Source organism: Allobosea sp. CS1GBMeth4, from assembly GCF_900185715.1.
In the GTDB taxonomy this organism is placed as follows: Bacteria; Pseudomonadota; Alphaproteobacteria; order Rhizobiales; family Beijerinckiaceae; genus Allobosea.
This window is the reverse complement of record NZ_FYAS01000025.1, coordinates 506520-521838: the sequence shown is the minus strand read 5'-3', so window position 1 is coordinate 521838 and position 15319 is coordinate 506520. Positions and strand designations below refer to the sequence as shown.

The following is a 15319-nucleotide window of genomic DNA, read 5'->3' as shown; positions in this document are numbered from 1 at the left end:
GGACCCGGCTGGAGCTCAGCTCTCGCCATGGCCGCGCCGGATCCGCCTGACGGCCGCCCAGACGCAGAGCAGTGCGACCGGGACGAACAGCGCCGTCGCGACGCCGACATCGACCGGCAGCAAGCCGGCGTCCTTGGCGCCCTTGGCGAGATAGCCGAACAGGCTGACGACGTAATAGCCGATGGCCGCAACGGAGAGCCCCTCGACCGTCTGCTGCAGGCGCAGTTGCAGCCGGGTGCGCTCGTTCATCGCGGCGAGCAGGTCGCGGTTCTGCTGCTCGAGCGCGACGTCGACGCGGGTGCGCAGGAGGTTGGCGGCGCGGGCGATGCGACGCGACAGGTCGAGCTGGCGCTGCTGCAGCATCTGGCAGGTGCGCATCGCGGGCGCCATGCGCCGCGACAGGAAGGCGGCGATGGTCGGCCAGCCGCCATAGGGCTCTTCGGCGATCGCCTCCAGGCGCTGGCCGACGATGCCGTCATAGGCGCGGCTGGCGCCGAAACGGTAGTTCGAGGAGGCGGCTTCGGACTCCATGGTCGCGGCGATCGCCGTCATCTCGTCGAGCAGGGCGTTGTCGGCGGCGAGCCCGTCCGTCTGCGTCATCGTGCCGGCGATGCGCACCAGCATCTCCTCGATCCGGCGCACGGAGGGGGCGAGGCGCTGGGCTTCCGGCAGTCCGAGCAGGGCGAGCACGCGATAGGTCTCGATCTCGAGCAGCCGCTGCACCAGCGCACCCGCGCGCGCCGGACCGAGCGCCCGGTCGAGCACCAGGATGCGCACGAAGCCGTCGGCGCCGGCGCGGAAGTCGGTCGCGGCCACCGCCGCTTCGCCGTCGACCAGCGAGGCGGCGAGGCTGGCGGCGTCGAACAGCGTGCCGAGCTCCGGCGCGGCCGCCTCCGGCAGCAGATGCAGGTCGACCGCCACCAGGAGCGGGCCCGGCTGCGGCAGGGCGTGCATGGCATGCGGCAAGGCCGAGCTCGCCGGCAGGAACGGGTACGCGCCGGGGGAGGGCAATTCCCAGGTGTAGGTCGTGAACTCGCTGTGCTGCTCCCAGCGCAGGCTGGTCTCGCCGAGCCTGGCGCGATGATGCTTGGCGCCGTCGGCCGGGCCGGGGACTCCCCGCTCGGCGCAGAAGCGGGCGAGCGCCTCGCGGTCGGCGGCGGCCTGGGCCTGATCGGACATGAAGGCGAAATGCAGCAGCCGCTGCGGCGTCGCCAGGGGCGCGAAGGGGCGGGCATGGATTTCGCCGAGGATGGCGCCGCGCGACGGATGCGCCGTCAGCTGCGGCGCGGCGCTGTCGGTAGTGCGATCCATCAAGCCCCCCTGCGTGCGCCTGCTCTCGGCTTCTTCCGCACGCCGGGAGCTTGCCGGAAAGCGGGGGGCGCCGCGAGTCGGGCGCGATGTCGCAAGGGAAGAGGCTGGTGACATGATCCGGCGCTGCCATCGCCCAGGGTGAGGCCATGCCGCTGCCCAACCGCGTCCGTCCCGATGGCTCCCTCTTCGCCGATCCGGCGCGCGGCCTGCTGTTCGGCAATCGCGGCGGCAGGTTCCACGATCCGGCGACGAAGGCCCTGCCGGCGCGGCTCTACGCGACGAAGCAGTGGATCTGCTGCGTCCTCGCCTTCAAGGGCCGCCGGCGCGACGTCTGGGGCCGCTACTACACGGAGCTGTTCTTCTGCGACGAGGTGACGGCGCTCGCCGCCGGGCACCGGCCCTGCGTCGAATGCCGGCGCGGCGACGCGCATGCCTATCGGGCGGCGCTGGTCGCGGGGCTCGGACTTCCCGAGGTGCCGCTCTTCCCCGCCATCGACGAGCGGCTCGATCGCGAGCGACGCGACGGTAGGCGCAAGCGCCTGCACAGCTTGCCGGCGGAGAGCCTGCCGGACGGCGCGATGATCGCCACGGGCGCCGGCGAGTTCCTCGCCCTGCGCGGGGCGAGGGCCCTGCTCTGGTCGCCTTCCGGCTATGTCGCGCCGCGACCGCGGCCGGCCGGGTTGGTCGAAACGCTGACCCCGCCGACGACACTGGCCGCGTTGGCGAACGGCTATCGGCCGCTCTGGCATCCGAGCGTCGACGATCGGCGAGGCTGACAATCTCCGCCTCGTCGGCCGGCGTGGAACCGCCGGCCGGTCCGCGACGTTGTCCCGTCATCCTCATCCGATGACAATCAAGGGGTTAGCGGCGATGCGTTCGATCATTCTGTGGCTGGTAGGCGTTCCGATCCCCGTCATTATCCTGCTCTGGTTCTTCATGCGCTGACAGGAACTGGCAGAAGGACTTGCTATGGCCGGGCTCGCCCGGCCATTCTTGTTCCGTGGGGTGTCGCCGGCAGGGCGAAACGGCGCCATCCCACCTTCATCCAATTGCCGCGGCTCCATCATAGCGTTCGCCCATGCAACCGATCATCCGGATATCCGGCCTGTCGAAGACCTATGCCTCCGGCTTCCAGGCGCTCAAGACCATCGATCTCGACATCAGGCGCGGCGAGATCTTCGCGCTGCTCGGGCCGAACGGGGCGGGCAAGACGACGCTGATCAGCATCGTCTGCGGCATCGTCAACCCGAGCAGCGGCACGGTCCTCGCCGACGGTCACGACATCATCGCCGACTACCGCGCCGCACGCAGCCGGATCGGCCTCGTCCCGCAGGAGCTGACCACCGACGCGTTCGAAACCGTCTGGGCGACGGTCTCGTTCAGCCGCGGCCTGTTCGGCAAGCCGAAGAACCCGGCGATCGTCGAGCGGGTGCTGCGCGACCTCTCGCTCTGGGAGAAGCGCGACAGCAAGATCATGACCCTGTCCGGCGGCATGAAGCGGCGCGTGCTGATCGCCAAGGCGCTGGCGCACGAGCCGCAGATCCTCTTCCTCGACGAGCCGACCGCCGGCGTCGACGTGGAGCTGCGCCAGGACATGTGGAAGCTGGTGCGCCGCCTGCGCGACGACGGCGTCACGATCATCCTGACCACGCACTATATCGAGGAGGCCGAGGAGATGGCCGACCGGGTCGGCGTGATCAGCAAGGGCGAGATCATCCTGGTCGAGGACAAGGCCGAGCTGATGCGCAAGCTCGGCCAGAAGCAGCTCACCCTGCACCTCCAGACGCCGCTGACGGCACTCCCCGAAGCCCTCGCCGGCTACGGGCTGACGCTGCAGGCCGAGGGCGAGGAGCTCGTCTACACCTACGACACCAAGGCCGAGCGCACCGGCATCACCGCCCTGATGAAGGATCTCGGTGAGGCCGGCATCCGCTTCAGCGACCTGCGCACCAGCCAGTCCTCGCTCGAGGACATCTTCGTCGGACTGCTGAGGGCGAACGCATGAACGCCAATCTCCACGCGATCAAGGCGATCTACCGCTTCGAGATGGCGCGCACCTGGCGCACGCCCCTGCAGAGCATCCTCTCGCCGGTGATCTCGACCTCGCTGTACTTCATCGTCTTCGGCGCGGCGATCGGCTCGCATATGCGGGCGATCGACGGGGTGCCCTACGGCGCCTTCATCGTGCCGGGCCTGATCATGCTTTCGCTTCTGACGCAGAGCATCGCCAACGCCTCCTTCGCGATCTATTTCCCGAAATTCACCGGCACGATCTTCGAGCTGCTCTCGGCGCCGGTCGCCTGGTGGGAGGCGGTCTTCGCCTATGTCGCGGCGGCGGCGACGAAGTCGGTGATCCTCGGGCTGATCATCCTCGCCACCGCCTTCCTGTTCGTGCCGCTGAAGATCGCCCATCCGGTCTGGATGCTGCTCTTCCTGATCCTGACGGCGGCGACGTTCAGCCTGTTCGGCTTCATCATCGGCGTCTGGGCCGACGGCTTCGAGAAGCTGCAGGCGATCCCGCTGCTGGTGATCACGCCGCTGACCTTCCTCGGCGGCTCGTTCTACTCGATCGACATGCTGCCGCCGTTCTGGCGGGCGGTGACGCTGGTCAACCCGGTCGTCTACCTGATCAGCGGCTTCCGCTGGAGCTTCAACGGCGTCGCCGATGTCGGCATCGTCGTCAGCCTCGCCATGACGCTGGCCTTCCTCGCCGCCTGCATCGCCGTGGTCGCCTGGATCTTCAAGACCGGCTACCGGCTGAAGAACTGAGGCGCGCAGGCGCTTCAGGCCGCCTTGATCTGGCCGAAGAAGGTCGCGACGGCGCCGCGCAGCGCCTCCGCCTCGCGCGCGAGGTTCTCCGCGGTGCGCGCCGTGTCGGCGGCGGCGCCCGTCGCTTCGCCGGAGGCGGCGGCGAGGCTGTCGAGCGCCAGCGCCGCCGTCGCGGCGCCGTCGGCGGTGGCCTGGGCGTTGCGGGCGATCTCCCAGGTGGTGCTCTTCTGCTGCTCGGTGGCGGCGGCGATGGCGGTGGTGTGCTGCGAGACGTCGGTGATCGTCGTGGCGATCGTGCCGATCGCGTCGACCGCGCCGACGGCTTCGCTCCGGAAGGCCTCGATCTGGCTCGCGATCGCGTTCGTGGCCTCGGCCGTGCGGCTCGCCAGGGTCTTGACCTCGGCGGCGACCACCGCGAAGCCGCGCCCGGCCTCGCCGGCGCGAGCCGCTTCGATCGTGGCGTTGAGCGCGAGCAGGTTGGTCTGCTCGGCGATGTCGCGGATCAGGTCGATCACGCTGACGATGCGTTCGGAGGATTGCGCGAGATTGTCGACGCGCCGGCTGACGCCCTGCGCATCGGTGGCGGCGTTGCGGACCATGGCGCTCGCCAGCGCGACGCGATCGGCGATCTCGGCGATCGAGCTCGAGAGCTCCTCGGCCGCCGCCGCGACATGCTGGACCTTGTCCGAGGCATCCTGCGAGGCGTTCTGGGCGCCGCCGATCTGCACCATGCGGGCGGCCGCGATCTCGCTGACGGAGCGCGCGGCGCCTTCCAGCGTGTGGGCTCCGGTTTCGACGGTTTCGAGCGCGTCGGCGAGCCGGGCGTCGAAGGCGGCGACGATCTCGGCGATCCGCTGCTGGCGCGCGGTGCGTCCGGCCTCGTTGCGCGCGGCGTCGGCCTCGAGCGCCTCGCGGGCGCGGGCATTGTCGCGGAAGACCTCGACCGCCCGCGCCATGTCGCCGATCTCGTCCTGGCGATGCGCGAGCGGAATGTCCGTGACCGGTTCGGCGGCGGCCAGGCTGCGCATGGTCGTCGCGAGCCGGCGCAGCGGGCGCGAGACGCGGCGGTGCACGACCAGGATCGTGAGACCGAGGCCGGTCAGGATCGAGAGCACGCCGACGCCGATCTGCAGGTTGACGCTGTCGCGCTGCATCGCTTCGAGCCTGGCGTCGAGAGCGGCGCTGCGCCCGTCATAGCTGCCGGCGATGCGCTTCAGCGTGTCGTTCAGCGCCTTGCGGTTGCTGCGATTGGCCTCGTCGTTGCCGGCCTCGCGCGCCGCCCCGGTGGCGCCCTGGCGCCCGAGCCGGACGATGTCGCGCCGGAAATGGAGGAACTCCTCGATGCGCGCTTCGAGGGTCTCGAAGGCGGCGCGCTCGTGATCCTCGATGAGCGGCCGCCATTCGGCCATCAGCAGCTCGATCTCGGCGAGGTTCTGCAACAGCGGCGGCGCGAAGCGCTCAGCTCCGATGGCGCCGTCGCTCATGTAGATGCCGCGCGATTCCATCACGACCGCGTTCACCAGCCCGTTGATCCTCTCGGCGATGGCGGAGCGGTGCGTGACCGACTGCATCTCCTTGGTCGTGCTCGCATAGCGGCCGAGGCTGTGGACGCCGAGCCCGATGGCGATGGCGGCTGCGATGACGAGAAGCGATATCGCTGCGAGGATCTGGCTCGGGATGGTGCGCGGCGTGGCCATCTGGTGTCGCGAGTCAGGCCACGGCTTCGTCATGGTGCGCGGCGGGGAACCCGCCGGTCACAAGAGCATGGCTTGGTTAAGTTTCCGTTGGGGGAGCGGCGATGGGCGCGGCGTCCGGGACGCCGCGCCGGCGCCCCGGCCGATTGACACGAGGGACGGCATCCTGTCTTGACCACGCCATGACCGATCTTTCGACCCTCGACAGCCCGGCGGCGGCCGCGGCGCCCCATGCGCGCCGGCGCACCTTCGCCATCATCTCGCATCCGGACGCGGGCAAGACCACGCTGACCGAGAAGCTGCTCTATTTCGGCGGCGCCATCCAGCTCGCCGGCGAGGTGCGCGCCAAAGCGGGCCGGCGCCAGACCTCGTCGGACTGGATGAAGATCGAGCGCCAGCGCGGCATCTCGGTCGTCACCTCGGTGATGACCTTCGAATATGACGGGCACGTCTTCAACCTGCTCGACACGCCCGGCCACGAGGACTTCTCGGAGGACACGTATCGGACCCTGACCGCGGTCGACAGCGCCGTGATGGTGATCGACGCGGCCAAGGGCATCGAGGCGCGCACCAAGAAGCTGTTCGAGGTCTGCCGCCTGCGCGACATCCCGATCGTCACCTTCATCAACAAGGTCGACCGCGAGACGCGCGACCCGTTCGACCTGCTCAACGAGATCGAGACGACGCTGGCGCTCGACGTCGCGCCGATGACCTGGCCGGTGGGGCGCGGACGCGATTTCGTCGGGACGCTCGACCTCGCCAGCAACACGCTGCGCCGCAACCAGAAGGGCGACGAGAGCGATGCCGGCCAGAAGGTCGCCGGCGAGGACGATCCGGTCTTCGACGAGCTGCTGCCGCATGGCGGCGCCGACAGCTTCCGCGAGGAGGTCTTCCTGGCGCGCGAGGGCTGCAAGCCCTTCGACCTCGAAGCCTTCCGCGAGGGCCATCTGACGCCGGTCTATTTCGGCGCTGCGCTGCGCGACTACGGCGTGCGCGACCTGATCGATGCGCTCGGCCGCCTGGCGCCGAGCCCGCGCGCGCAGCCGGCCGACAAGCGGACGATCGAGGCGGACGAGCCGAAGATGACCGGCTTCGTCTTCAAGATCCAGGCGAACATGGACCCGAACCACCGCGACCGCATCGCCTTCATGCGGGTCTGCTCGGGCAAGCTCTCGCGCGGCATGAAGGCGAAGCTGGTGCGCACCGGCAAGCCCCTGCCGCTGAACGCGCCGCAGTTCTTCTTCGCCCGCGACCGCTCGATCGCCGAGGAGGCCTATGCCGGCGACATCGTCGGCCTGCCGAACCACGGCACGCTGCGCATCGGCGACACGCTCACGGAGGGCGAGGACATCGTCTTCCGCGGGGTGCCGAGCTTCGCCCCGGAAATCCTGCGCCGCGTCAAGCTCAAGGACGCGATGAAGGCGAAGAAGCTGCGCGAGGCGCTGCAGCAGATGGCGGAAGAGGGCGTGGTGCAGCTCTTCCTGCCGCATGACGGCGCCCCCGCCATCGTCGGCGTCGTCGGCGCGCTGCAGCTCGACGTGCTCAAGGAACGCATGGAGGCGGAGTATTCGCTCCCCGTCGATTTCGAGCCCTGCCAGTTCGCGATCGCGCGCTGGATCTCGAGCGACGACAAGGCGGCCCTGCAGAGATTCGCGGCGGCCAAGCCGTCCTCGATGGCGGACGATCTCGACGGCGACCCGGTCTTCATGGCCTCGTCGCAGTTCACCCTGAAATACGACGCCGAGCGCGCGCCGGATATCAGCTTCTCCGATGTGAAGGACTATCAGAAGGTCTCGGGCGGCTGAGGCGGCCGGCTGCGTCATGCTCGGGCGCGACCCGAGCATCTCTTGCCGTAGGAGGCTCCAACAACGCCTTCCCGTCCGGAGAGTCCCGGGTCTGCGCTTCGCTCCGCCCGCGAGTGACGAGCGACCTCAGCCCTGCCAGCGGTTCAGCGCGTCGCCGATGGTCTGGTTGCCGGCGCCGCCCTTCTCGAAGGTGATGATGCCGCGCCGGCCGGAGGCGAAACGCACCGGCAGGTCGATCCAGCTGCGGTTGCGCAGCAGGTCGAGATTGCGCTCGGCCTCGACCGGGACGTTCGAGAGGGCCGCCACGAACAGGTTCTCGCCCAGCGCCGAGGAGATCGCCGAGAGCGGCGCGCCGCGTTCGCCTTCCTCCAGCTTGAACTGCGGCACGCCGACCTCGCGGATCGCGTCGTTGGCGGCCTCGCCCGTGGTGGTGAAGCGCATGCCGATGATGTGCGAGGCCGGGAAGGCCGGATCGGTGTTGCGCCTGATGGTGAAGTCGAGCGACAGCCCGGCGTCCGCGATCTCGACGGTGGCGCGCACGATCGTCTCCACCGGCCGGCCGGGACCGGCGGTGTCGCTGTCGAGCCGCCAGAGGACGCGGCCCTGCACGGTGCGCGGCTGCTGCGGCGCGTCCGGCACCTCGATGTAGAGGATGGCGCGCTGGGCGACGGCGATGTCACCGCCCGGCTGGGCGGCCTGCTGGTTCGGGCGCTGGCCCGGCTGCTGGCCCGGCGTCGGGGCCGGCTCGCCCCCGGCGCGCTCGCTGATCTTGCCCGCCTGGTCCTGCTGGGCCGGCGGCACCTGCGTCTCGACCCGCGGCCGCACCGGCTGCTCCTGCGGAGCGATCTTGTTGACGTAATAGGCCGCTCCGGCGATCACCGCCACGGTGAGGGCGACACCGCCGCCTACGATCGCGGTGCGGACATGGCCGGGATCGACGCTGCGTTTGCGCGGCGGCGCGACGCGCGGGCGGATGGGCTGCGCGTCGTCCTGGGAGGCCGTCCGCTCCTCGAAGCGCGGCACCTCCTGCGGTGCGGCCTGGCGCGGCTTCGGCCCGGCCTGCGGACGCGCGGGTGGAGCGGCCGGCGCAGGCTCGTCCAGGGGCAAGGGCGGCAAGCTCGGCTCGATCGCCTCGGCGAGGGCGATCTCGGCCTCGATGCGCGAGACCGCCTCGTCGAGCGAGAGGCGCTCGCGGGTGATGTCGGCCTCCGAAAGCGGCGGGTCGAGGCTGCGCAGCTGCGCCAGCAGCGCCGCCCGCGCCCGGTCGTAGACGGCACGGCGCGCTTCCGGCGACTTGTCGGTCAGTCCGGCGATCGCACGCGCCAGAATGGGGTGGAAATCGGCCATTGGCCTCACATGTCCGCGTTGCTGAGGCCCGTCAACCCTCGAACGGGTTCTGGACCAGGATCGTGTCGTCGCGCTCCGGGCTGGTGGAAAGCACCGAGACGGAGGCTCCGATCAACTCCTCGATGCGGCGCACATATTTGATCGCCTGCGCGGGCAGCTCGGCCCAGGAGCGGGCGCCGGCGGTCGAGCCTTCCCAGCCCTCGATCACCTCGTAGATCGGCTCGACCCGCGCCTGGTCGCTCTGGCCGGCCGGCAGATGCTCGATGACCTGTCCGTCGAGCCTGTAGCCGGTGCAGACCTTGATCTCCTCGAAACCGTCGAGGATGTCGAGCTTGGTCAGCGCGATGCCGTCGATGCCGGAGGTCTTGACCGTCTGGCGCACCAGACAGGCGTCGAACCAGCCGCAGCGGCGCTTGCGGCCGGTGACGACGCCGAACTCCTTGCCCTTCTGGCCGATCAGCTCGCCGACCTCGTCGAAGAGCTCGGTCGGGAACGGGCCCTCGCCGACGCGCGTGGTGTAGGCCTTGGCGATCCCGAGCACATAGCCGACGGCCGAGGGGCCGAGGCCGGAGCCGGTCGCGGCCTGGCCGGCGACGATGTTCGAGGAGGTCACGAACGGGTAGGTACCGTGGTCGACGTCGAGCAGGGCGCCCTGGGCGCCCTCGAACAGGATGCGCTTGCCGGCGCGGCGCTGCGCATCGAGCAGGGCCCAGACCGTGTCGGCATAGGGCAGAACCTGCGGCGCGATCCCGGTGAGCTGCTTCAGCAGCTCGTCGGCGTCGACCACCTCGATGCCGAGTCCGCGGCGCAGCGCGTTGTGGTGCGCGAGCAGGCGCTCGATCTTGGCCTTGAGGACGGCCTCGTCCTTGAGGTCGATGACGCGGATGGCGCGCCGGCCCGCCTTGTCCTCATAGGCCGGGCCGATGCCGCGCTTGGTGGTGCCGATCTTCAGCGCCGAATTGGAGGTCTCGCGGAAATGGTCGAGCTCGCGGTGCAGCGGCAGGATCAGCGTCGCATTGTCGGCGATGCGCAGGTTCTCGGGGCTGATCGCGACGCCCTGGCCGCGCAGCCGGGCGATCTCCTCGACGAGGTGCCAGGGATCGACGACGACGCCGTTGCCGATCACCGAGAGCTTGCCCGGGCGCACGATGCCGGAGGGCAGCAGCGAGAGCTTGTAGACGGTGCCGTCGACGACGAGGGTATGGCCGGCATTGTGGCCGCCCTGGAAGCGGACCACCACATCGGCCTGGCTCGACAGCCAGTCGACGATCTTGCCCTTGCCCTCGTCGCCCCACTGGGCGCCGACCACGACCACGTTCGCCATGGCGGTGATTCCCTCTTGCTGACCTGTCGGATCAGCGCGAATTCCGGGCGCCCGGCCTGGCCGGCCGAAGGCGGAATGCGCGCTGGCGCAAGCCCCGCACGAACAAAAACCCCGGCGCAAGGCCGGGGTTTCGGGTGAGGTCCTTGCAAGCCCTCTTCGTCCAAGAGCATGGCGAGGTCAAGGCTGACGGCCGCAAAGCCGGGGAATAATCTGCACCGGGCCGCGCCGCCGGCTCCGGGGCGGGGCTGTCCTGCGCCTCGGCGTGTTGCCGGGCCGGGGCATGGCCGCTACTTGCAGGCCACCGATCAGAGGCAGGACCTTCGATGCATCCCATCGCGATTTCGACGCTCACCATCTGCGGGATCGAGGAGCTGCCGGCACAGAGCGCGCGCAAGGTCAGCCATGTGCTGTCGCTGCTCGATCCGGAGCTGCCCGAACTCGAATCCTTCGCGGCCTACGAAGCGCATGAGCGGACGACGCTGCGCTTCCACGACATCATCACGCCGCAGGAGGGCCGCGTGCATCCGACGGAAGCGCATGTGGCGGCGATCCTCGACTTCGGCGGGAGCCTGCGCGAGTCGGCGCTGACGCGCTCGGGCGGCCACCTGCTGGTGCATTGCCATATGGGCATCTCGCGCTCGACCGCGGCGATGCTCGCGCTGATGGCGCAGGTTCTTCCCGAGGAGAGCGAGGACGCGCTGTTCGCGCGGCTGCGCGCGATCCGGCCGCAGGCCTGGCCGAATTCGGTGATGATCGGCTACGCCGACGCGCAGCTGCAGCGCGGCGGCCGGCTCAGCGCGGCGCTGTGCCGGCATTATGCCCATCAGCTCGCGGCCCAGCCGCGCTATCGCCAGTGGATGGCCGATCTCGGCCGCGGCGCCGAGGTCGCGATGGCCGGCTGACCGCGCGCCCCGTTCCTCCCCGCGCTCCCGGGCGGCCGCCAGACCTCTGGAGCATGGCGGTTTTGCCGTGTTCGCAGAATGAGTTGGCGGCGATCGGCCGTATGGGAAGGAGGGGGCGGCGAACGCGATGGCACGGGCCATGCTTGCGAAGCGCCGCAGGCTGGGGGAACAGCGATCATGACGAAGCTCGACGACTGGCTCGGCGCGCACCATGCCGAGTTCACGGCGATCCGCCGCGACATCCACGCCCATCCCGAGCTCGGGCTCGAAGAATTCCGCACCGCCAGGCTTGTCGCCGACAAGCTGCGCGAATGGGGCGTCGAGGTCACCGAAAACATCGGCCGGACCGGCGTCGTCGGTGTCATTCGCGGCACTCAGCCGGGTCAGCGCGCCATCGGCCTGCGCGCCGACATGGACTGCCTCGCGCTGGAGGAGCTGACGGGGCTGCCGCACGCCTCGAAATTCCCCGGCCGGATGCACGCCTGCGGCCATGACGGCCACACCACCATGCTGCTCGCCGCCGCCCGCTATCTCGCCGAGAACCGGGATTTCGGCGGCACCGTCAACCTGATCTTCCAGCCGGCCGAGGAGGGCCGCGGCGGCGCCAACGCCATGCTCGCGGACGGGCTGTTCGAGCGCTTCCCCTGCGACGCCATCTACGGGCTGCACAATACGCCCGGCGTGCCCGCATCGCATTTCGGCACGGCGGTCGGCCCGTTCCTCGCCGCGGCGGATTCCTGGCGGGTGACCTTCCGCGGCGTCGGCGGCCATGGCGGCTCGCAGCCGCACCGCTCGACCGACATCACCTATGCGCAGGCGCATTTCGTGCTCGGGCTGCAGGGCATCGTCGGCCGCAATGTCGCGCCGCTCGACACGGCGGTGATCAGCGTCGGCTTCATCCATGGCGGCGACGAGCACGCCTCGAACGTCATCCCCTCCGAGCTCGTCATCGGCGGCACGGCGCGGACCTATTCGCAGGAGGTGCGCGATCTGGTGGAGCGGCGCATCGCCGAGCTCGCGGCGGCGACGGCGCAGGCCTGGGGCTGCGAGGCGGAGCCCCACTATCATCGCGGCACCAGCCCGCTGGTGAACGCGGCCGAGCAGGTGCGGGTCGCGATCGCGGCGGCCTCGACGGCGGTCGGGCCCGAGCATGTCGACGGCGAGATGCGGCGCGGCACCGGCGGCGAGGATTTCGCCGAGATGATGCTGGTCTGCCCCGGCGCCTTCATGCGCATCGGCAACGGCGTCGCGGCGGACGGCTCCTTCGCCGGGCTGCATACCCCGCTCTACGACTTCAACGACGCGATCATCCCGGCGGGCGTGCGCTACTGGGTCGGCCTGGTCGAGCAGGAGCTCGGCCAGGGCTGGCAGGCGATCGCGGCGGAGTAGGGCGCGAGCGGCGGCCGGGCTCGTTCAAGCCTGGCCGCCGCCCTGCGCGGCGGTGCGGCATTTGCGACGGTTGCGCCGCAGGCGCGATCGGCCCATGCGGGCCGAGCTCGAGGCCTTCGGCGTCTCTGGCGAGCACAGCCGGGTGACGCTGCGCGATGGCAGGCTGAGGGCGCCAGCCGGCGGACCCGCCTATTTCCACATCACCAGCGCGGCGCCGCCGGTGCGGATATCGGCGAGCGGCATCATCTGCCGGCCGATGCGCCAGGGGTTCATGCACCAGACGCGGTAGCCGCGGAAATTCTCGTTGTCCTCGCTGAAGCCGATATAGACGCCATAAGCGACGATAGTGTGGGCGACCTCGCCATCGGTGTCGGGCAGGTTGTAGGCGATCAGAAACGGGCCGCGCGCCTTCGCCTGGCGCCAGATCTTGTCGATGGTCAGGTCGTCGATATCGGCGCCTTTGCTGCCGCCATAGGCCTTGTACTGCAGGCCCCAGCGCTTGACCACGGCGCTCCAGCCCCGCGTCGTCATGCCTTCATTGTCCTCGTCGAGCGCGCCGGGCACCTTCTTGTAGTCCTCGAGCGCCTGCCAGACGCTAATCGTCTTCACCTTCGGCACGGCCTGCGTCCAGGAGGAGAGGGCCGATGCCCAGCAATGATAGCGGCTGGTGTTCTGCAGGATCACGATCGGGCGCGGGACGTTCTCGTACTCGAAGGAGGAGCGGGTGATGACGGCCGAGGTGACGTCGTCGACGATGCCCGTCGGCGTCAGGTTCATCATGCCCTGGAACTCCTTGACGCGGGCCGCGGTCGCCGCGTCGAACTTGCCGTTCTCCGGCAGGGCCTTGCGGCTGGCATTCGCCGGAAGCCGCAGATTGAGCTGCTCCTGGATGGTGAAGACCAAGGGTCCGGTGGACCCCTTTTGCAGGATCATCGCCGCCTCCCGCGCCGCCCGGAACGCCTGGGCGGTCGCAGCTTGGCAGCTGCGCGGATACTGTCAAATCCAAAGATGTGACCGGCGTTGAGCTTGCCTGACCCGCCGGATCTCTGCGTCAGCTCGAGTCGACGGCCGGCGGTGTCAGCGCCGCGGCTGGTCGAACACGACCTCGCGGTCGCCGGGATACTTGATCCGGTAGGCGAGGCGGATCTCCTTCTGCGCGCCGGGGGCGAGCTCGAAGCTCCAGGCCGAGACGCCGCGCTTGTCGCCGACCTGCTTCTCGGTCGGCGGCGTGGTCTGCTGCAGCAGCTCGACCGTGATGGCGCTGTTCTCCGAGAACGGCACGCGCTCGATGACCGTCAGCCTGACCGGCTGGGCGTGCAGGCTCTTCACCACCGTGCGGAACTCGCGCTGGTCGGTACGGGTGGAACCGAGCCAGCCGGAATCGTTCTCGCGCCGGCGGACGGGAGCGCGCGATACCTTGAGGCGGTCGTCGGCGCCGAAGCCGAGCTCGACCTTGTCGCCCGGCGCGACCTGGCCGAGGCGGCCCTTGCCGATATAGGCCCCGTCGCGGTGGAGATAGACCTCGCCGGCGAGCAGCGGCGCCTCGTCCTCGTGCAGGAAGCTCGCCTCGAGATAGGCCTTCTCCTCGAGCTCTGGCGTGGCGCGGGCCGAGAGCTCGGGCTTGACCTTGCCTTCCGTCAGGATCACCGCCTTGCTGGAGCCGTCCTGCGGGATGGAGACACGCCCCGGCACCTTGAAGCTCGCCTGATAGGCGCCGGCGCTGAGGCTCGCGGTCTGCACCTCGGCCTGTTTCGGCGTGCCGGCGACCGGCTCCGGCGCGGCGGGCGCGGGGGCGATCGCGAGGGCAGGTGCCCTGGCGGCGCGCTCGGCCTCCTGTTTCGCAGCGGCGGCGCGCGCCCGCTCCTCATAGAGCGCTGGCGGCTCGTAGAAGGCGATGCGCAGCGGGCTCAGCTCCGGCGCGCGCGTGCCTTGCGCCGAGCGGGTGGTCGAGAGCTCGACGGCGACCTCGCTCCAATCCTCGCCGGTGCGCTGGCGCAGTTCGGCGCGGCGGGTGAAGGCGATCTCGGCGCCGCCAGTGGCGCTGCCGGTGCTCAGCCGGGCCTCGTAGACCGGCAGCCAGCTCGCGCCGGAAACACGGTAGCTGACGGCGATGTCGGCCGCGACCGGCGCCTTGGCCTCGACGGCGATGGCGACATCGCGCTTCGGCTGGCTGGCGCGCGGCGCCACCGGCCTCGCCTTCTCCAGCGCGGCGATCTCGGCGTCGAGATCGGCGATGCGGTTGCGCAGCGAAAGCAGTTCGCCCTGGACCTTGACCAGCGCGGTGCCGATCGCGTCGAACACCGCCGGCCAGTCGGCGACCGGCAGGGCCTTGCCGTCGGGCCCGAGCTTGTCGGGGCCGATCCTGCCGAAATTCTCGATCGTGGCGCGCTTGGCCTCGGTCGCGCTGACCTCGCCGGACAGCTTCGCCTTCTCGCCCTGCAGCGCCCGGATCTTGCTCTCGAGCACCTGGTCGAGGGCGGGCCGGGCCTCGCCCGGGACCTGGCGGACATCGACCGCGCCGATCGAGAAGGCGCCGTCGCCCTGCGCCTCGACCCGGATCGAGGCCGGATCGATGCTCGCGGGCAGGCCGCGCAGCACGATCTGCGAGACGCCTTCCAGCAGCGAGGCCCTGCCGAGGCGGGTCACCACCGCGCCGTCGGGGTAGACGGTGACACGGTCGATCTTCGAGGCGAATTCGATTTCGGCGGCGCCGGCCAATCCAGGCGCGAACATCAAGGCTGCCGCCAGTCCGGTCTTCATCATGCTGTCCCCCGACAG

General features: G+C 70.2%; 12 protein-coding genes. 6 read left to right on the top strand and 6 right to left on the bottom strand.

Translation table 11 applies throughout. The annotated features are described in order from the left end of the window. Nucleotides 1-15 precede the first annotated feature (15 nt). A complete protein-coding gene (locus CS1GBM4_RS16315; protein ID WP_186419767.1) occupies nucleotides 16-1311 on the bottom strand; it encodes a DUF3422 domain-containing protein in 1296 nt (431 codons plus the stop codon). A gap of 146 nt (nucleotides 1312-1457) precedes the next feature. Between CS1GBM4_RS16315 and CS1GBM4_RS16310 the strand changes: the two genes are divergently transcribed. The 3 genes from CS1GBM4_RS16310 to CS1GBM4_RS16300 all read left to right on the top strand — a co-directional run bounded on the left by CS1GBM4_RS16310 (nucleotide 1458) and on the right by CS1GBM4_RS16300 (nucleotide 4080). Continuing rightward, on the top strand, nucleotides 1458-2087 hold the full coding sequence (locus tag CS1GBM4_RS16310) for a hypothetical protein (protein ID WP_186419766.1): 630 nt from the start codon (nucleotides 1458-1460) through the stop codon (nucleotides 2085-2087). 302 nt (nucleotides 2088-2389) lie between these two features. Beyond that, nucleotides 2390-3316, top strand: a complete 927-nt coding sequence (locus CS1GBM4_RS16305; protein WP_186419765.1) for an ABC transporter ATP-binding protein — start codon at nucleotides 2390-2392, stop codon at nucleotides 3314-3316. Then, complete coding sequence (locus CS1GBM4_RS16300) at nucleotides 3313-4080, top strand: ABC transporter permease (protein WP_186419764.1); 768 nt, start codon at nucleotides 3313-3315, stop codon at nucleotides 4078-4080. The genes CS1GBM4_RS16305 and CS1GBM4_RS16300 overlap by 4 nt, the downstream gene beginning before the upstream one ends. Nucleotides 4081-4094: 14 nt before the next feature. Here the strand turns inward: CS1GBM4_RS16300 and CS1GBM4_RS24785 are convergent, their stop codons facing one another. Continuing rightward, nucleotides 4095-5777 (bottom strand): HAMP domain-containing methyl-accepting chemotaxis protein, encoded by a 1683-nt coding sequence (locus tag CS1GBM4_RS24785; protein ID WP_186419763.1) that lies wholly within the window; start codon nucleotides 5775-5777, stop codon nucleotides 4095-4097. 179 nt (nucleotides 5778-5956) lie between these two features. Between CS1GBM4_RS24785 and CS1GBM4_RS16290 the strand changes: the two genes are divergently transcribed. Then, nucleotides 5957-7579, top strand: coding sequence for a peptide chain release factor 3 (locus CS1GBM4_RS16290; protein WP_186419762.1), 1623 nt, complete (start codon nucleotides 5957-5959; stop codon nucleotides 7577-7579). A 126-nt stretch (nucleotides 7580-7705) separates the two neighbouring features. Here CS1GBM4_RS16290 and CS1GBM4_RS16285 read toward each other — a convergent pair whose 3' ends face one another. Further along, nucleotides 7706-8926, bottom strand: a complete 1221-nt coding sequence (locus CS1GBM4_RS16285) for a histidine kinase (RefSeq protein ID WP_186419761.1) — start codon at nucleotides 8924-8926, stop codon at nucleotides 7706-7708. 31 nt (nucleotides 8927-8957) lie between these two features. Beyond that, complete coding sequence (locus tag CS1GBM4_RS16280) at nucleotides 8958-10250, bottom strand: adenylosuccinate synthase (RefSeq protein ID WP_186419760.1); 1293 nt, start codon at nucleotides 10248-10250, stop codon at nucleotides 8958-8960. Nucleotides 10251-10573: 323 nt separating this feature from the next. On the opposite strand from CS1GBM4_RS16280, the gene CS1GBM4_RS16275 reads away from it, so the two are divergent. Then, complete coding sequence (locus CS1GBM4_RS16275; protein WP_186419759.1) at nucleotides 10574-11152, top strand: dual specificity protein phosphatase family protein; 579 nt, start codon at nucleotides 10574-10576, stop codon at nucleotides 11150-11152. Nucleotides 11153-11329: 177 nt separating this feature from the next. Further along, nucleotides 11330-12541 (top strand): M20 aminoacylase family protein, encoded by a 1212-nt coding sequence (locus CS1GBM4_RS16270; protein WP_186419758.1) that lies wholly within the window; start codon nucleotides 11330-11332, stop codon nucleotides 12539-12541. A 189-nt stretch (nucleotides 12542-12730) separates the two neighbouring features. Here the strand turns inward: CS1GBM4_RS16270 and CS1GBM4_RS16265 are convergent, their stop codons facing one another. Together CS1GBM4_RS16265 and CS1GBM4_RS16260 are read right to left on the bottom strand one after the other, a co-directional pair. Further along, nucleotides 12731-13474, bottom strand: coding sequence for a peptidoglycan-binding domain-containing protein (locus tag CS1GBM4_RS16265; RefSeq protein WP_186419757.1), 744 nt, complete (start codon nucleotides 13472-13474; stop codon nucleotides 12731-12733). 144 nt (nucleotides 13475-13618) lie between these two features. Then, nucleotides 13619-15301: a mucoidy inhibitor MuiA family protein gene (locus tag CS1GBM4_RS16260; RefSeq protein WP_186419756.1), complete on the bottom strand. Its 1683-nt coding sequence runs from the start codon at nucleotides 15299-15301 to the stop codon at nucleotides 13619-13621. Nucleotides 15302-15319 lie beyond the last annotated feature (18 nt).